Here is a 16,873-nt window from a genome sequence, read left to right on the forward strand (position 1 = left end):
GGAACTCTGCCTATCATGCTGGCAACCCCAAGACACGGTACGAAGCAAGAAGCCAACTGCCTGATACGCTCTAGGCTTGCCCAATATTGTCTAAAAAGCAAAAAATAAAAATCGTCCAAAATAGGGCAACTATGGCATGACTCGCCTCAAGCAAAAGACGCCGTTTGGGAAAAGGCGCGGCGAACAAGCTGGGGAAAAGATTACTTGGCGGGCGCGATCCTCGCGGGCGGCTGAGCCCAGGGCGCAGCGGCAACGAGCCGGACATTTGGGCCAAGAACCAGAGGCGGGAGTTCGAGACAGCTGGTGTTGATGGTGAGTTGCCGGGGCGGCACGAACAGCCGCAACAACAAGAGCTGTCTGGGTGGTGATCCGACGGTGACCGCCGCGAAGGAAACCACCGAAGGCGTCTCACCCTCATCAAGGAGGCGCAAGGTCAGGAGATCGCCAGGAAACACGCCGCTGTCGGACAGAACGCGAGAGCGAACTTCGTAGACCTGGCAGGAGGGATCGGATCCAGATCTGGCATGGCTGCGATCGAGCGCGATCAGATCGTCATCGAGACCGCTCTGCCCCTCGGCCGCCAAAGCCGACGCCCACGCACGCGCAAGTCTCATAGGCCGCTTTTCCGCTTCGTTGCCTTGGACTTAGACTTCTTCATTTATATTGAAACTGCAATCTGAGATCCGATGCAGTTCAAAGAATGTGCGCGGACCTATTCAAAGAAGGACGCGGCCGATCACGGTCGCTTTTGCTCTAAGCCTATGAATAGGCATGGCATTTTGATCATCGCTGTTGGTAATCAAAAGGTGCGGCCCGATGTATTGCCGCAACAGCAAAACGCCTTCTGGGCAGTTACTGGTAAAGATTTGGGCAATCACCAACTGGCCAAGCTCCAATTTCTGCAATCCCTTAGGGTCCATATCCGCGATGATCGGATCGCCCTCGGTGATGCCAAGCTCGCTCATCACGTTCGACAGAACCTTGAACATCTCTTGCGTCGAAGATGTCAGCGCCTTTTCGATTGCCGAGCCTTTGGGCGGGATATAGGGCGCAAGGTCGGCCATGTAGCTCAAGCTCTGAACCGAGAGAATTTCGGTCACAGGCACGCCCAACGCGCCGGCGAGCGCCTCCATTTTGGAAAGATGCAGCCCCCGCGCGCCCGCTTCGACCCGCGACAAATGACTTTCCGAGATGCCGATTTTTTTCGCGAGCTCGGTGAGCGACAAGCCGCGTTCAAGTCTCAGTTGCCGGATTCGATTGATTGCCATGGAGGGCTTCTTGCCAGCTTTCTTGGTGGCAATCCAGAGTTTGTCCAAAAAAAGACCTTGGCTGAGGATTGTCTAACAGGCAACAATCGGCAAGTCAAAGCTAAAACCTGTCAGGGAGGCGCGGGGCACGCATGAACTTGGCGACCAAATTCCAGAGCGTTTTGCAAGTGACGGGACATACCCGCACGAGTTTCGCGAAGCGCGCAGGCGTCACGCCCGCGATGTTATCGCGGCTCATCCCCCAGGATGGGAGGGAGCCAGAGAGAAAAGCCACGCTCGCAACCCTGCTCCGGCTGATCTCGGCCTCCGAAGGCCTACTCACTATCCAGGACTTCCGGGCGCACCGCGCCACGCGCGAACGGCCCTTCCTGATGGAGACCGCCTGCCCGCTCTGCGGGCGCGCCATCGAGGGCGATGCGAAGCACCCCAAGTGCAGATCAGCCGGATGAGCGCGGCCTTGCGATAGGCCCGAGCCAAGCGCGGCTCGCATGCAAGCAGGAAAGCAAAGGATGTCGCATGAAACGGGGATCGGGCGGCAAGGCTAAAGCCCGCGACGGCGACACGTCGCCAGGCAAGACATCGCCAAGCGAGACATCAGGTATGGCGTCATCAGGCCGATGGGAGTCCGTAAAAGCCGACCTCGCCGGCCGGGAGCTCGATATCCTGCGCTGGATCGGCATCGCCTGGCCACCGGCAAGGCGTCAAACCCATATCCATTGCCCCTTTCCGGGCCACGACGACAAGAACCCGTCCTGGCGATGGGACACGCGAAAGAAGGCATGGTTCTGCAGCCAGTGCGGCGGTGGCGACATCCTTCATGCCGTCGAGCGCATGAAGGGACTGTCCTTTCAGAAAGCCCTCGATTTGATCGAGACGGAGCTTCTCGGCCGCGCTTACGAAGCGCCGAAGCCGGAGCGAAAAACACGCCGCATCAGCCAGCAGCAGCCCGCTGAACGCGCCTTACAAAATAGGGCTGAGGCCGAAGCTTTTGGCGATTTGCCCAAAGCGCTCGATGAAAGCGCCGATGCTGCTACCGGTGGGCCGACCGGGCGACCGGTCCTTGATGCAGCCGATGACGACATCGAGAGGAGGCGCCAGCGCGCATTCCAGCTCTGGAGCGAGGCCAAAGCCGTCGCCGGCACGCTCGCTCAGACCTATTTCGAGCAGCATCGCGGCATTGTGCTCGATTGGCCGCTCCTTCACACGGCGATCCGCTTTCATTCCCGTCTTTGGTGCAGCGAGCGCGACGGATATTATCCGGCCATCCTGTTCCGGGTCTCGGACGCCTATGATGGGGAACTCAAGACCCTCCACCGCCTCTATCTCGGCGAGGATGGCGGCAAGGCCAAGATCGCAAGCCCGAAAAAGGCCTATGGCGAGTATGCGGGCGGAGCCATCTGGTTTGGCGCGCCGCAAGAAGGCGGCGAGCTTGTAAAAGCCGAGGGGCCTGAAAACGCGCTTGTCTGTTTCATGGCGGGGCGCCCCTTTGTTGCCTCCGCCATTAGCGGCGCGAATCTGAAGAACGTCGTGCCTCCGTCCATTATCAAGACCGTGCTTGTCGCCGGCGACCGGGGCCGCGGCGTCGGCAAGGGCAAGGCGGGCGAGGACTATGCCGAGGATGCAGCCAACGCCGACCGCAAAAGAAAAGTCTCGGCCGCCATCACCTATCCGCCGGCGCGGCCGAAGCCGGACGGCAAATGGCAGGATTGGAACGACCTTCTCGTAAGCGATGGGCTCGATGCCGTGCGCGAAGCGCTGGCCCAAAGCGAGCCCTGGGAAGATCTGCCCTTCGGGTTTCGCTGGCAGGAGAACGGCCGAGGCCTCGAATTCTTGAGCCGCATCGTGAAGGGTGAGGACGGCGAGGAGGAGGATGAGTGGGATTGGCTGTGCTCCGAGGTGAGGTTCCTCGCCACCACGCTCAACGCCGACAGCAAGGACTGGGGCCTCTATCTCGAAATCAGGACGCGCAACGCCGTCTGGCACAAGGCCGCCATCCCGAAAACCGACCTCGTGACGAGCTCCGAGGATATTTTCAAGCACCTAGCCTTTCACGGGCTCGATTTCAACATCACGCCAAGAGCGAAGACGAAGCTCCGGGAGCTGCTCGTCCGCACTCGGCCCAAATCCTATGCGCTGTGTGTTCCGAAGGTCGGGTTTCACGACGGGGTGTTTGTGCTCCCCGATGAGACCATCGGGGAGAGCAAAGGGCGCGCCGTCGTCTTTCAGCCGCACAAGCCGGTCGAGCATTTCTACCGAAAAGGCGGGAGCCTGAAAGGCTGGCAAGACGGCGTGGCGGCTTACGCGCGCGGCAACGACCGGCTCATGTTTGCGATCGCCGCCGCGTTAGCGCCGCCGCTCCTCGAACCGATCGGCATGGAAGGCGGCGGCATTCATTTCCGAGGCGGGTCGACGGCTGGCAAGACCACCATCCTCCGCGCCGCGGGCACCGTCTGGGGCGGCGGCGGGCAATATGGCTTCATGCGCACCTGGCGGGCTACCGACAACGCGCTCGAAGCTGTCGCCGCCATCCACAACAATGCGTTTCTTGCCCTTGATGAGATCGCCGAAATCGAGCCGAGAGCGCTCTTTCGGGCGGCCTACGCGCTCGCGAATGGTCGGCAGAAAGAGCGGATGCAAAGAACCTCCGATCTTCGAAGCGCGTGCACCTGGCGGCTGCTCTTCATGTCCACAGGCGAAATCGGCATGGCCGAAAAGCTCTCCGAAGACCGCATGCGCGCAACGGGCGGCCAAGCGGTGCGGCTTGTCGAAATCAGCGCCGACGCAGGCCACGGCATGGGCATGTTTCAAACTCTGCACGGATTCAAGGAACCAAAGCAGCTCGCCGAGGCGCTCAATGCGAGCGGGCGGGAGCATTACGGCCATGCCGCACCCGCCTTCATTCGCCATCTCACAGGCGATCTCGAGCGGCTGACCGAAGGCGCGAAAGCCTTTATCGGCCGCTTCGTGCAACAAGCCTGCGCCAAAGACGCTGACGGCCAGGTTGCGCGCGTGGCAGGCCGCTTCGGGCTTATCGCTGCCGCCGGCGAGCTTGCGATCGCGGCCGGCATCGTGCCTTGGCGCCGCGGCGAGGTGCGCGAGGCTTGCAAGCGGCTGTTTCTCGAGTGGCTCGCCGCGCGCGGCACCTCGGGGCCGATCGAGACGCAGAACGGAATCCTGCAGGTAAAAGGCTTCATCGAGCTGCATGGCTCCTCGCGCTTCAGCTCCTGGCATACGCCCGGCCAGCCCACCCTGAACAGGGTTGGCTTCTACCGCATCTTCGATCAGGGAGCAGATGACGAGAAGGTCGTCTATTACGTGCTGCCCGAAGGGTGGAAGGAGATCTGTCGCGGTCACGACGCGCGATCGATCGCCAGCGCCATGGTCAAGCGCGGCATTATCAACCCCGACAACGATGGCAAGTACCAGCGCGTTGTCCGCCTGCCCGGCATGGGTCCGAGGCGGTGCTACGAGATCGATGCGTCGCTTCTGTTTGGCGATGAGGATGAGCCTTCAGCGCAATTCAATGGCAGCGCTTGGGTGCCCGTCGGGCCGGATTTCACGGCGACGGACCAATAGGGTGATCGCTTTTTTAGGGTAACAGGTGAAACAGGTGTCACATTATTGATATGCCGTAACTTTTTCAGTTACACGGGAAAGAGGAACTCGCGTAACAAGTGTAACATCGCTGCGCGTTTCGCAGAACCCTGATCGCGGCATTCTCGCTTTAAGCCGGGTGTGTTACGCCTGTTACGCCTCGTCAGTTTTCGAGTGTAACGGATATTTCTTCGTGATTTCAGTACTGTAACGCCTGTTACACGCGTTACACGGAAAAGGAGACCATGCTTGCGGACGAACCGGCGTTTGGGCGGGGTGCTTTATTCAGGGTCTTCACGGGTCCCGGCGATAGCTGCAAGAGGCCGAGAGCTGACTATGCGGTATTAGAAGTGTTTTTAGATCGGTGGGCCCGCTTTCCGATCGTTTTGCGGACTATCATCGATCGAACCTAGATGTTCAGTCCCGGCATTTGATGGATTGGATCGATCTTGAATCTTTCCGGCTCATTCGTCCAGCATTTACAGATGAACTCATAAGGCGTGAGGCCTTTGAGGGTCTTTAGTCGGCGAGCAAAGTTATAGGCGTTGATGAAGTCCGATAGGTGGGTTTCGAGCTGCTCGTGACGGTCGTAGTGATAGCGTTTGACCGTCGCCTCCTTGATCGTCCGGTTCATTCGCTCGACCTGGCCGTTTGTCCAGGGATGCTTGACCTTGGTGAGGCGGTGCTCAATGCCGTTCTCGCTGCATCGCATGTCGAACATGTGCGTCATGTATCTGGCCGTTGGTCCATCGGCATAACGCGGCGGAAACGTGAACTGGATGCCGTTGTCGGTGAGCACCGTGTGAATCTTGTAGGGAACTGCCTCTATCAGGGCGACGAGGAAGGCTGAAGCGGACGTCCTGCCGGTCTTTTTGACGAGTTGCACGAAGGCGAATTTGCTCGTGCGGTCAATGGCGACGTAGAGATAGAGCTTGCCTTCGGCCGTCTGCACTTCGGCTATGTCGACATGAAAATAGCCGATCGGATAGGACTTGAACTTCTTCCTGGCGGGCTTGTCGCCTTCGACGTCCGGCAGCCGAGAAATACCGTGGCGTTGAAGACAGCGATGCAGCGACGAGCGAGTCAGATGCGGTATCGTCGCCTGTAGCGCATAGAGGCAATCGTCGAGCGGCAAGAGCGTATGCTTGCGGAAGGCGACGATTATCGCCTCTTCCTCGACCGACAGAACCGTGGATTTCGGCTCTTTCGGTCCAGTCGGCACATCGGCGACGGATGAGCGCTTCTTCCATTTCGAGACCGTCTTCGTGTTGATGCCGTAGCGCTTGGCCAGGGCCCTCAAGCTCTCTTGACTATGCTGTATCGCTCGACGGACCGCCTCAGTCGTTGTGGCGCTCCCATGAAGAATTTGTCCCATAGCGCATCCTTCCAGCCGAGGGAGAATAATGCTCCATCAAATGCCGGGATCAAACACCTAGATGGTGAAGGTGGGTCGGTTTTGAACAATCGACCTCATAGAACTCCGCCGGAAAGCGGACGTCAGGTCCGCCGCATTTTTCCGCCTCCCCAGCGCAGCCCAGGCTCGCGACACACCGTGTCGCAGGCGCATCATGCGATCAGCTTACCTCGCGCCTCAAGCGAGAGCTGCTGCGCAGTGCTTCGACAAGCAGCACGAACGCGGGCGAGGGCTGCCGACGGCTTGGGTAATATAAGTGATAACCCGGAAACGGTGGACACCAGTCTTCGAGAACCCGGACGAGGCGCCCTTCCTCGATCAGGTCTTTAAACTGATCGTCGGGGAGGCAGGCTAGCCCCAGACCATTGACGGCCGCATGTATGATCATCGGCACGTCATTGCAGGTGAACTGGCCATCGACGCGGACGTTCAGGGGACGGCCGTTTTTTTCGAACTCCCAGGCATAAAGCCCGCCGAGCGTCGGTAGCCGCAGATTGATGCAGACATGCTGCGTCAGGTCGTGGGGGGTCGCGGGTTTGGGATGCTGCGCAAAATAGGCCGGGGATCCCACAACCGTCATCCGCAGCTCCGGACCGATCTTGACGGCGATCATGTCCTTTTCGACCTGCTCGCCGAGGCGCACGCCCGCATCGTACCGCTCAGCCACGAGATCGGTCAGCCTCTGGTCGACCGAGATCTCCACCTTGATGTCGGGATAATCGGCCATGAGCTGCATCACCGCAGGCATCAGGATCGTCTCGGTCGCATGACGGCTCGATGTGATGCGGATAGTACCGGCCGGCTTCTGCCGCAGGGCGCTCATCGAATCGAGCCGTGTCTGGATATCGTTGAAGGCCGGACGAAGCGTCGCGACGAGTTGCTCACCGGCTTCCGTGGGCGCGACACTGCGCGTTGTCCGGGTCAGGAGCCTGACCCCCATGCGCTCTTCCATGCGCCTAATCATATGGCTCAGCGATGATTGCGACGTGCCAAGCCGGGCGGCCGCGCGGGTGAAGCTGCGCTCCTCCGCCACGGTCAGGAATCCGAACAGGTCTCCAAGTTCGTCCCGCTTCATTTATGAATCTCAAGCATAGGCTCATGCAGAACATACCATCTATTTTACATAAGTTTCCAATGATAAATTGCGTTCTCCGTCCCTTCCGATCCGACGCTGTGTCGAAGGCGTCGGTCCGAAACAACGAATGGATGAACGATGAAGACCCTCGGTTTTGCCTGCACATCTGCTGATGCCCCGCTTGCTCCCTTTTCGTTCGAGCGTCGTGCGCCGCGCTCAAACGACATTGTCATGGAAATCCTCTATTGCGGCGTTTGCCACTCGGATCTGCACTGGGCGCGCAACGATTGGGGCTGGACTGTTTTTCCGGCCATTCCAGGCCACGAGATCGTCGGCCGCGTTATCGGGCTCGGCCCCGACGTCACGAAGTTCAAGATCGGCGATCATGTCGCCGTCGGTTGCATGGTCGACAGCTGCCAGCACTGCGACCAATGCGAGAAGGGCGAAGAGCAGCTCTGCCGAGAGGGCAACACCGGAACCTATGGCGGCTTCGACCGGCACACAAAGGAGCACACGCTTGGCGGCTATTCGAAGCATCTCGTCGTGCGTGAGGAATTCGTCCTGCGGATGCCAGACGGCCTCGACCTTGCCAAGGCCGCGCCGCTGCTCTGCGCCGGGATCACCACCTGGTCGCCGCTGAAGACCTGGAATGTCGGTCCCGGTAGCCGCGTCGGCGTGATCGGCCTCGGCGGACTCGGCCATATGGCCGTAAAGCTCGCCGTAGGCTTGGGCGCCCACGTCACGGTCTTGAGCCGCACGCCCGACAAGGCCGCGGACGCCCGTGCGCTCGGCGCCGATGCGCTGCTGGTCTCAACGGACGAGGATGCGATGGCGAAGGCTGCCGACGGCTTCGATCTCATCATCGACACCGTGCCGGTCAAGCATGATCTCAATCCTTACATGCCGCTGCTCGATGTCGACGGCACGCTGGTGATCGTAGGCCAGATCGGCCCCGTTGCCGAGCCGAGCACGATACCCCTCGTTCTCGGCCGTCGCCGGATCGCGGGCTCGCCGATTGGCGGCATTCGCGAGACGCAGGAGATGCTCGATTTCTGCGCCGAGAAAAACATCCTGCCCGATTGCGAGATGATCCGCATGGACGAGATCAACGAAGCCTTCGAGCGGCTGGAGAAGTCGGACGTCCGGTATCGGTTCGTCATCGACATGGCGACGCTGCAAGCCGCGTGAAGCCCCTCGAAAAATAGCTCGAAACAACAAGGCTGGAGATGTCGTCATGACTGGATCTGAACACGACCATGGGAATTGCCATGGCAAATGCGAGATGGACCGCCGGACGCTTCTCGCGGGTGTGGCGGGGCTGGCTGCGGCCCCCGTGCTCGGCGGCGCGACGCTCGCGGCGGCCGAGGCTTCTGACCGTCCGCTCGGCAGCGTTCCGTTCACAGCCCGGGCCTATGGCGCGCGGAGTGCGACCAGCGGCCTTGCACCGATAACGATAGAGCGCCGCGCGGTCGGCCCGCGCGATGTCCTGATCGAAATTCTCTATGCCGGCATCTGCCACTCCGACATCCACCATGTGCGCGAGGAGTGGCGCAAGGAGACCTATCCGCTGGTCCCCGGCCACGAAATCGTGGGTCGCATCGCGGCGATCGGCAGCGAAGTCACCAAATTCAAGGTCGGCGACATCGGCGGCGTCGGCTGCATGGTTGCGTCCTGCCGTGTCTGCGAGAATTGCATCGTCGACCGCGAACAGAACTGCCTCAATGGCGTCACCCTGACCTATGCGTCTTCCGACAAGGTGTCGGGCGGCCAGACCTATGGCGGCTATTCGGAGCGCGTCGTCGTCGACCAGCATTTTGTGATCCGCATGCCGCCGGGCGCGGATCTGGCGGCGATGACGCCGCTGCTGTGCGCCGGGATCACCACCTTCTCGCCCCTGCAGCACTGGAAGGTCGAGCCGGGCCAGCGGGTCGGCGTGGTGGGGCTCGGCGGGCTCGGCCATGTGGCCGTCAAGCTTGCGGTGGCGAGACGCGCGCAGGTGACGGTCTTCACCACAACCCCGGCCAAGGTCGCGGACGCCCAGCGCCTTGGTGCGCGCGAGGCGGTGCTGTGGAGCGATGCCGAAGCGATGCGCCGGGTCGCAAACCAGTTCGACTTCATCATCGCGACCGTGCCGCAGGCGTTCAACGCCAAGCCCTTCCTCGACGCGCTCAAACTCGATGGAACGCTGGTCAATGTCGGAGCCCTTGCACCTCTCGAAGGCGTCGACAGTATCGCCCAGATCATGGGCCGCAAGAGCCTCGCCGGCTCGCAGATCGGCGGCATCGCCGAGACGCAGGAGGTGATCGATTTCTGCGCCGCGCGCAACATCACGGCCGATATCGAGATGATCGGCGTCGAGGATATCAACCGTGCCTATGACCGGGTGGTGGCCAAGGATGTGCGCTATCGGTTCGTCATCGACATGGCGACGCTCAACGGCGGGAAACCGGCGCGCCGAGGCTGAGGCGCGGGCCCGCGCGCCAGCGGTCGGCCGCATCTGAAAGCGGTCGAACGCACGGCAAGCCCGAAGAAAAATTGGAGATGTCATGAAAATCGCCCCGTTGACGGTTCTGGCCGTTGGCGCAACAGGAAGTATTGGACGCCTTGTCGTCGAAGTGGCGCTTGCGCAGTGCCATGCCGTGCGCGCGCTTGTCCGTAGCGAGGCAAAGGCCCGCCTGCTCCCGGCGCAAGCGCAGGTGGTCGTTGGCGACGTGACGAGGCCGGAATCGCTTCGGGCCGCCGTCGATGGTGTCGATGCCATCGTTCTGACGCTGGGCGCGGATGGCCTGGGGAAGGCCGGTGCGGAGCAGGTGAGCTACGGCGGCGTGCGCAATGTGCTGGCGGCTCTTGGATCCCGCCGCGCCCGTATAGCCCTCATGACTGCAATAGGCGTCACCGACCGCCTTAGCCGGTACAATCTTTCCACCGAGGCCCACGACTGGAAGCGCCGATCCGAGCGGCTCGTTCGCGCGAGCGGCCTGCCCTACACCATCGTGCGGCCCGGCTGGTTCGATTACAACGCCGCCGACCAGCATCGCATCGTTTTATTGCAGGGCGACCGGCGGCACGCGGGCGACCCGAGCGACGGCGTGATCGCGCGGCGCCAGATTGCGCAGGTGCTGGTGTGCAGCCTGTCGTCGGATCAGGCGCTCAGGAAGTCGTTCGAACTGGTCGCCGAGAAGGGCCCCGAACCCAAAAGTTTCGACACCTTGTTTGCCGCGCTCGATGCCGATCCTCAAGGCGCGCTCGATGGCGTGCGGGATCTGCCGAACATGCCGCTTCAGGACGAACCGCAGTATGTGCGCGGCGACCTCGCAGCCGTGGCTGCGCTGAGGGTCGCAGACGCAGTCTGAAGAAGGATGGATTGCAGAGAAGGCAAAGGTCGAGGCACCGGCAATGCCCGATCGCTGCTATTTCGCGAAAAGGAAAGAACAATGACCAATGTCATCGTCGTTATCGGAGCCGGATCGATCGGTCAGGCGATTGCCCGACGGGTGAGCGCAGGCAAGCATGTCTTGCTGGCGGACCTACGCAAGGAGAATGCCGACGCGGCGGCAAAGGTGCTGAGCGAAGCAGGCTTCGAGGTAAGCACCGCGACCGTCGACGTGTCATCACGCGAGTCGGTCGGCGCGCTGGTCAAGGCCGCGACGGCTCTCGGAGATGTCACAGGTGTCATTCACGCCGCGGGCGTCTCTCCGTCGCAGGCAACGCCGCAAGTCATTCTGAGGGTCGATCTCTACGGCACGGCACTGGTGCTCGAAGAATTCGGCAATGTCATCGCGCCCGGCGGCTCTTGCGTCGTCATCGCGTCGATGTCCGGCCACCGCTTGCCCGCGCTGACCCCCGAACAGGACAAGGCCCTTGCGACCACGCCAACCGACGCGCTGCTGGCGCTGCCTATGCTGCAGCCGGATCAGGTGACCGATTCCCTGCATGCCTATCAGATCTCCAAGCGCTGCAATTCGCTGCGGGTGATGGCCGAGGCGGTCCGCTGGGGCAAGCGCGGCGCGAGGGTCAATACGATCAGCCCGGGCATCATTATCACCCCGCTCGCAAAGGATGAGCTGACCGGCCCCCGCGGCGCAGGCTATCAGCGCATGATCGACCTGTGTCCGACCGGCCGTGCCGGCACCCCGGACGAGGTCGGCACCGTCGGAGCGCTGCTGATGGGTGCCGACGGTGCGTTCATAACGGGTAGCGATATCCTCATGGATGGTGGCGTTACCGCGTCCTACTGGTACGGCGAACTCGCGCCAAAGCAATAGGCGATCGGCATGCGTGATTGACCCGGAGGCGTGTCGCATGGGCGCCATGCCAAAGGATGTGGCTCCGTCGCGGTGAACCTGAGCAGCGACATATGAATATCCAGCATAAGCCCATTTGGAATATATGATCTAATCGAAACAAAGGTTTGGGCGTATCTTCTGTCTGGCATGACGTCCTTGCCGTTTGCGACGGCCGACAGGAGAAGATGATGAAGATCACCAGGCTGGGCTCGATTTCCTCCGCGAAGGGGCCGACCGAATGGTTTACCGGGATCGTGCGCATCGACGGATGGTTCCAGGCGGATGCGCCGGCGCAAGTCGGCGGCGCAACGGTGACGTTTGAGCCCGGCGCCCGCACTGCCTGGCATACCCATCCGCTGGGACAAACGCTGATTGTCGTCACCGGCCTCGGTCGCGTGCAGCGCGAAGGTGGCCCGATCGAGGAGATCCGGCCCGGCGACATCGTCTGGTTCGAACCGGGCGAGAAGCACTGGCACGGAGCTTCCCCGAACACCGCCATGAGCCACATCGCCATCGCCGAGGCCAAGGACGGCAAATCCGTCGAATGGCTGGAGCATGTCACCGACGCCGAATATCAGCCTGCAAGCTGATCCTGCGACGGCAGGTCGCCGACACGAACGATTTGCTTCGGTGCGGGTCGATCCAAAACGAATCAAAGGAGAAAACAGATGCAAAAACGGAAACTCGGCAACAGCGGCCTCGAAGTCTCGGCCATCGGGTTCGGCTGCATGGGGCTGAATTTCAGCTATGGCACAGCCCTGAGCAACCAGGACAGCATCACGCTGATCCGCCAGGCCGTGGAACGCGGCGTCACCTTTTTCGACACGGCGGAAATCTACGGCCCTTACACCAATGAAGAAATCGTCGGCGAAGCGCTGAGGCCGGTCCGCGATCGGGTCGTGATCGCCACCAAGTTCGGCTTCAACATCGTCGACGGCAAGATGGCGGGCACCAACAGCAAGCCTGAGCGCATCCGAGCGGCCGCGGAAGGATCGCTGAAGCGGCTTGGCATCGAGCAGATCGACCTTTTGTACCAGCACCGCGTCGATCCAAACGTGCCGATCGAGGATGTTGCCGGCACGGTCAAGGACTTGATCGCGGAGGGCAAGGTCAAGCATTTCGGCCTATCCGAGCCAGGCGCGCAAACGCTTCGCCGTGCCCATACGGTTCAGCCGGTCACCACCCTTCAGAACGAGTACTCGCTCTGGACGCGCGGCCCGGAGACCAACGGCATCCTCGAAGCGTGCGAGGAACTCGGCGTCGGCCTCGTCCCGTATAGCCCGCTCGGCAAGGGCTTCCTGACCGGAGCCATGAGCAAGGATACCAAGATTGCCGAGAACGACTTCCGCAAGATCCTGCCGCGCTTCACGCCGGAGGCGATGGAACGGAATCAGGCGCTGATCGATCTGTTGAAGCGCATTGCCGCTGAGAAGGGCGCGACGCCTGCCCAGATCGCGCTTGCGTGGCTGCTGGCGCAGAAGCCGTGGATCGTGCCGATCCCGGGCACCACGAAGCTTCATCGCCTTGAAGAAAATATCGCTTCAGCAGACGTCGTGCTGACGGAAGGCGATCTCGCGGAGATCGAACGCGCCGCCGCCGCGATCAAGATCGAGGGGGAGCGTTATCCCGAACAGCTTTTGAAGACGACCGGGCTTTGAGCACGAAGGTGCGCCGCCGAGGCGCACCGTCTGCCGCCATTCCATCTGGAGACTATCATGACAGAGAATATCACAGGTAAAGTCGTCGTCATTACCGGCGCAAGCAGCGGGCTGGGCGCGGAGACTGCCCGCCATCTGGTGAGGAATGGCGCCAAGGTCGTGCTGGGCGCCCGGCGCGTCGATCGGCTGAAGGCGCTGGCCGCGGAATTGGGCATCGGCACTGACGCGATTGTCGGCACCGATGTCGCCGACCCATCTCAGGTGCAAGCCCTCGTCGACAAGGCGATTGCCATCCATGGCCGCATCGACGTGATGATCAACAATGCAGGCACCATGCCGCTGGCGCCGCTCGAACTCCGGCAGATCAAGGAGTGGAGCAACGTTATCGACGTCAACATCAAGGGCGTGCTCTACGGCATTGCCGCAGCCCTTCCCTACATGAAGGACCAGAGGAGCGGACACTTCATCAACGTGTCTTCGGTCGCCGGTCACAAGGTCAGGCCCGGCAACGTCGTCTACGCGGCGACGAAACACGCCGTTCGGGTAATTTCGGAAGGACTGCGCCAGGAGGTCAAGCCCTACAACATTCGCACGACGATCCTCTCTCCGGGCGCCGTCGACACGGAACTACCGGCCAGCATCACTGCACCGGAAGTCGCCAAGGCTACACAGGGATTTTATGCGCAGAATGCAATACCGGCTTCGAGTTTTGCCCGTTGCGTGCTGTTCGCGATGAGCCAGCCGGAAGACGTCGACATCAACGAGATCCTGTTTCGTCCGACAAGGCAGGAGCTTTGATCTTGGCTGATACCGTGATGGTCGCCGACGCGCCCGACAGCCATGCTACCGTCCTCCACGAGGTGACGGCAACTCCCATCAACGCGCCCAGCCAATGGCATGTGCTTGCCATCCTGAGCGCACTGATGGGGTTTGCATCGATCTCCACGGATTTCTACCTGCCGGCCATGCCGACGATGGCGCGTGCGCTCAATGCAACGACCGGCAGCGTGGAATACACCATCTCGGGCTTTCTGATCGGCTTCAGTCTCGGACAACTGGTCTGGGGTGCTGTCAGCGATCGCTATGGCCGCCGAGTCCCGCTGGCTGCGGGGCTCATCCTGTTCGTCATTGGCTCGGCCGGATGCGCGCTGTCGGGAAGTGTCGAGACGATCATTATCTGGCGCATCGTGCAAGCGCTCGGCGCTTGCGCCGGGGTCGTGTTGTCCCGGGCCATGGTGCGAGACCTGTATCAGGGGCCGCGCGCCGCCCAGATGCTCTCGACCCTGATCGCCATCATGGCGATCGCACCGCTGCTCGGCCCGATCCTTGGCGGGCAGATTGCTGAATTGGCTGGCTGGCGCGCCATCTTCTGGACGCTGGTCGGCGTCGGCATCTTGACGCTTGCGGCCCTGTTTACTCTTCCCGAAACCTTGCCCGCGGCGCGGCGTCAGACAGCGCCTCTCATGGGCGCATTTGGCGAATACGGCAGGCTTCTTCTGAACCGCAAGATCCTCGGTTACGCTGGCGCTGGCGCGTTCTTCTATGGCGGCATGTACGCCTATATCGCCGGTACGCCATTCGCCTTCATCACCTATCATCACGTGGCCGCCGAGTTTTACGGCTTCCTGTTCGGCGCAGGCATTCTCGGCATCATCGCCACCAATATCCTCAACACGCGACTGGTGCTCCACTACGGCATCGACAGGATGCTGGTTAGCGGAACGGCAGCGGCGGCGCTTGCAGGGATCATTGTTGCAGCGACTTCCTTTACCGATTGGGGCGGCCTCTGGGGTCTGTTCGTGCCTCTACTGCTGTTTGTTTCGGTCACCGGCTTCATCGTTGCAAACTCGATAGCTGGGGCAATGGCGGATTTCCCGGAGCAGGCTGGCGCCGTGTCGGCTTTAGTGGGCGCTCTTCAATACGGCGCGGGTATCGCCAGTTCGGGCCTCGTCGGCGGCTTTGCCGATGGCACACCCTGGCCGATGGGATGGGTCATTGCAGTGACCGGCATCGGCAGCCTGCTGTGCGCGTTCCTCGTCGTCCACAAGAACGTACCCGCAATCAATGAGGTGACGACATGAAGAAGATAGCGGCCAGCATTGCGATCTCGGCTCTTGCAGCAGCCGGTGCCGAGGCGCAGCAATACCAGCGGCCTCGCGTTGCTCCGCCAGAGGTTAACCAGGTGGCGCCCGGTCTCGGCCATTTCACCGACGATGTGCTCTTTGGCGAGGTATGGCTGCGAGAAGAACTCGCACCGCGCGACCGCAGCCTGATCACCGTGGCCGCGCTCGTTTCTACCGGAAAGACCGCGCAAATCGGCGGTCACGTTCGCCGCGCCCTCGACAACGGCGTGAAGCCGGGCGAGATCGGCGAACTCATCACCCAGCTCGCATTTTATTCCGGTTGGCCGAATGCGATCTCGGCTGTGACCGAAGTAAAGAAGGTGTTTGACGAGCGCGGGATCGGTCCGATGGCGGAGGGCGGTGGTGTCCCGCCGATCGACCTCGAAGCGGCTGCCGAGACGGCCCGCATGTCCATCATCGAGCGCTCGGTGACACCAACCGCCCCGGCGCTGGCCGAGTTAACCAACCGCGTGCTGTTCGGCGACCTCTGGCGCCGGGCGGAGCTTTCTCCACGCGACCGTAGTCTGGCCACCATGGCGGCCCTGATCGCCACCGGACAGCCCGAACAACTGCCATTCCACCTCAATCGCGCGATGGACAACGGGCTTACCCGCCGCGAGGCGGCCGAGGTAGCGACACATTTGGGCTTCTATGCCGGGTGGCCGCGTGCGATGTCGGCGGTGCCTGTCCTCGAACGTGTCTTTGCCGGTCGCGAGGCTGCGGCGAAGCCCGCAAGCCCAATGCCCGGCGCTGATCTGCGGATCATTCGCGCCGCGCCCGAAACCGCGTCCCCTGGTCCAACAGACCGCTTCTCCGGCGAGGTGCGGGTGTACGGCTTGTACCGGGGTGACGAGCCCGCGCTGATCGGCGGCGGCACCGTGGCCTTCTCGGCCGGTGCACGGACGGCTTGGCACACCCATCCGCTGGGGCAAACCCTGTTCATTATCTCCGGCCGCGGTTGGGTGCAGAAGGAAGGCGGACCGAAAGAGGAAGTGGATCCCGGCGACGTCGTCTGGATTCCGCCGAACGTCCGCCATTGGCATGGCGCGACGACTGACCAGCCGATGACTCACTTCGCCGTTGCCGAAGCGCTTGACGGAAGCGCCGTGACCTGGATGGAACTCGTCGCTGACGAAGCCTACCGCGCCGGCTCGCCATCTGAACCGAGGGAGCCGACAAAATCGCGGGGTCGATAGCTGCGCTCCTCGTTTGCCGCTATCACAATTGATAACACCCCCTCCCCCGATCCGCGATACGAATACCCATGAGAAAATTATCTCCTGAATCGGCAAGGGCATGCTTCCGGTCGAGACAGTCCTCACCAACAAGACCGTATCTTGGGGCCCCAACGAAATAAGGCCTCTATCGGTTCTTCGTCGCTCTTCAATCGGGGCGTACAACGGTTCAACGTCCGCATTTGGAGATCACAGCCAGGTCAAGAATGGGTCAAAGGCG

Annotated in this window: 15 protein-coding genes; 11 read left to right on the top strand and 4 right to left on the bottom strand. The window is 61.7% G+C overall.

All coding sequences use genetic code 11. The features are described 5' to 3' along the window. Positions 1 to 200: 200 nt before the first annotated feature. Together RVAN_RS05270 and RVAN_RS18710 are read right to left on the bottom strand one after the other, a co-directional pair. The gene (locus RVAN_RS05270) at positions 201 to 614 is read right to left on the bottom strand and encodes a hypothetical protein (RefSeq protein ID WP_013418726.1); all 414 of its coding nucleotides are present in this window, start codon (positions 612 to 614) and stop codon (positions 201 to 203) included. A gap of 102 nt (positions 615 to 716) precedes the next feature. Further along, a complete protein-coding gene (locus RVAN_RS18710) occupies positions 717 to 1,316 on the bottom strand; it encodes a helix-turn-helix domain-containing protein (RefSeq protein ID WP_013418727.1) in 600 nt (199 codons plus the stop codon). Between the two features lie 83 nt (positions 1,317 to 1,399). On the opposite strand from RVAN_RS18710, the gene RVAN_RS05280 reads away from it, so the two are divergent. Both RVAN_RS05280 and RVAN_RS05285 read left to right on the top strand, forming a co-directional pair. Continuing rightward, on the top strand, positions 1,400 to 1,717 hold the full coding sequence (locus RVAN_RS05280; protein WP_013418728.1) for a hypothetical protein: 318 nt from the start codon (positions 1,400 to 1,402) through the stop codon (positions 1,715 to 1,717). A 67-nt stretch (positions 1,718 to 1,784) separates the two neighbouring features. Further along, positions 1,785 to 4,844 (top strand): TOPRIM and DUF927 domain-containing protein, encoded by a 3,060-nt coding sequence (locus RVAN_RS05285; protein ID WP_013418729.1) that lies wholly within the window; start codon positions 1,785 to 1,787, stop codon positions 4,842 to 4,844. A 427-nt stretch (positions 4,845 to 5,271) separates the two neighbouring features. Here RVAN_RS05285 and RVAN_RS05290 read toward each other — a convergent pair whose 3' ends face one another. Continuing rightward, entirely contained in the window at positions 5,272 to 6,237 is a 966-nt protein-coding gene (locus tag RVAN_RS05290) for an IS481 family transposase (RefSeq protein WP_013418730.1), read from the bottom strand. Positions 6,238 to 6,436: 199 nt separating this feature from the next. After that, the gene (locus RVAN_RS05295) at positions 6,437 to 7,351 is read right to left on the bottom strand and encodes a LysR family transcriptional regulator (RefSeq protein ID WP_013418731.1); all 915 of its coding nucleotides are present in this window, start codon (positions 7,349 to 7,351) and stop codon (positions 6,437 to 6,439) included. Between the two features lie 138 nt (positions 7,352 to 7,489). Between RVAN_RS05295 and RVAN_RS05300 the strand changes: the two genes are divergently transcribed. The 9 genes from RVAN_RS05300 to RVAN_RS05340 all read left to right on the top strand — a co-directional run bounded on the left by RVAN_RS05300 (position 7,490) and on the right by RVAN_RS05340 (position 16,614). Then, complete coding sequence (locus RVAN_RS05300; RefSeq protein WP_013418732.1) at positions 7,490 to 8,539, top strand: NAD(P)-dependent alcohol dehydrogenase; 1,050 nt, start codon at positions 7,490 to 7,492, stop codon at positions 8,537 to 8,539. A 46-nt stretch (positions 8,540 to 8,585) separates the two neighbouring features. Continuing rightward, positions 8,586 to 9,815 (top strand): NAD(P)-dependent alcohol dehydrogenase, encoded by a 1,230-nt coding sequence (locus RVAN_RS05305; protein ID WP_013418733.1) that lies wholly within the window; start codon positions 8,586 to 8,588, stop codon positions 9,813 to 9,815. A gap of 82 nt (positions 9,816 to 9,897) precedes the next feature. Beyond that, on the top strand, positions 9,898 to 10,704 hold the full coding sequence (locus RVAN_RS05310; protein WP_013418734.1) for an SDR family oxidoreductase: 807 nt from the start codon (positions 9,898 to 9,900) through the stop codon (positions 10,702 to 10,704). Positions 10,705 to 10,785: 81 nt separating this feature from the next. Beyond that, positions 10,786 to 11,616, top strand: a complete 831-nt coding sequence (locus RVAN_RS05315) for an SDR family oxidoreductase (RefSeq protein WP_013418735.1) — start codon at positions 10,786 to 10,788, stop codon at positions 11,614 to 11,616. A 209-nt stretch (positions 11,617 to 11,825) separates the two neighbouring features. After that, positions 11,826 to 12,227 (top strand): (R)-mandelonitrile lyase, encoded by a 402-nt coding sequence (locus RVAN_RS05320; protein ID WP_013418736.1) that lies wholly within the window; start codon positions 11,826 to 11,828, stop codon positions 12,225 to 12,227. Between the two features lie 78 nt (positions 12,228 to 12,305). After that, positions 12,306 to 13,295: an aldo/keto reductase gene (locus RVAN_RS05325; RefSeq protein ID WP_013418737.1), complete on the top strand. Its 990-nt coding sequence runs from the start codon at positions 12,306 to 12,308 to the stop codon at positions 13,293 to 13,295. A gap of 57 nt (positions 13,296 to 13,352) precedes the next feature. After that, positions 13,353 to 14,093, top strand: coding sequence for an SDR family oxidoreductase (locus tag RVAN_RS05330; protein ID WP_013418738.1), 741 nt, complete (start codon positions 13,353 to 13,355; stop codon positions 14,091 to 14,093). Positions 14,094 to 14,095: 2 nt separating this feature from the next. Next, positions 14,096 to 15,376: a multidrug effflux MFS transporter gene (locus tag RVAN_RS05335; protein ID WP_013418739.1), complete on the top strand. Its 1,281-nt coding sequence runs from the start codon at positions 14,096 to 14,098 to the stop codon at positions 15,374 to 15,376. Then, positions 15,373 to 16,614: a (R)-mandelonitrile lyase gene (locus RVAN_RS05340; protein ID WP_013418740.1), complete on the top strand. Its 1,242-nt coding sequence runs from the start codon at positions 15,373 to 15,375 to the stop codon at positions 16,612 to 16,614. The genes RVAN_RS05335 and RVAN_RS05340 overlap by 4 nt, the downstream gene beginning before the upstream one ends. Positions 16,615 to 16,873: the final 259 nt, after the last annotated feature.

Source organism: Rhodomicrobium vannielii ATCC 17100 (assembly GCF_000166055.1).
GTDB lineage: Bacteria > Pseudomonadota > Alphaproteobacteria > Rhizobiales > Rhodomicrobiaceae > Rhodomicrobium > Rhodomicrobium vannielii.

Bases quoted from the DNA above. Each gene is read 5' to 3' on its own strand.
- RVAN_RS05290 (WP_013418730.1), bottom strand. From the start codon at position 6,237: ATGGGACAAATTCTTCATGGGAGCGCCACAACGACTGAGGCGGTCCGT.
- RVAN_RS05340 (WP_013418740.1), top strand. From the start codon at position 15,373: ATGAAGAAGATAGCGGCCAGCATTGCGATCTCGGCTCTTGCAGCAGCC.
- RVAN_RS05285 (WP_013418729.1), top strand. From the start codon at position 1,785: ATGAAACGGGGATCGGGCGGCAAGGCTAAAGCCCGCGACGGCGACACG.
- RVAN_RS05295 (WP_013418731.1), bottom strand. From the start codon at position 7,351: ATGAAGCGGGACGAACTTGGAGACCTGTTCGGATTCCTGACCGTGGCG.
- RVAN_RS05270 (WP_013418726.1), bottom strand. From the start codon at position 614: ATGAGACTTGCGCGTGCGTGGGCGTCGGCTTTGGCGGCCGAGGGGCAG.
- RVAN_RS05300 (WP_013418732.1), top strand. From the start codon at position 7,490: ATGAAGACCCTCGGTTTTGCCTGCACATCTGCTGATGCCCCGCTTGCT.
- RVAN_RS05315 (WP_013418735.1), top strand. From the start codon at position 10,786: ATGACCAATGTCATCGTCGTTATCGGAGCCGGATCGATCGGTCAGGCG.
- RVAN_RS05310 (WP_013418734.1), top strand. From the start codon at position 9,898: ATGAAAATCGCCCCGTTGACGGTTCTGGCCGTTGGCGCAACAGGAAGT.
- RVAN_RS05330 (WP_013418738.1), top strand. From the start codon at position 13,353: ATGACAGAGAATATCACAGGTAAAGTCGTCGTCATTACCGGCGCAAGC.
- RVAN_RS05320 (WP_013418736.1), top strand. From the start codon at position 11,826: ATGAAGATCACCAGGCTGGGCTCGATTTCCTCCGCGAAGGGGCCGACC.
- RVAN_RS05280 (WP_013418728.1), top strand. From the start codon at position 1,400: ATGAACTTGGCGACCAAATTCCAGAGCGTTTTGCAAGTGACGGGACAT.
- RVAN_RS05325 (WP_013418737.1), top strand. From the start codon at position 12,306: ATGCAAAAACGGAAACTCGGCAACAGCGGCCTCGAAGTCTCGGCCATC.
- RVAN_RS05305 (WP_013418733.1), top strand. From the start codon at position 8,586: ATGACTGGATCTGAACACGACCATGGGAATTGCCATGGCAAATGCGAG.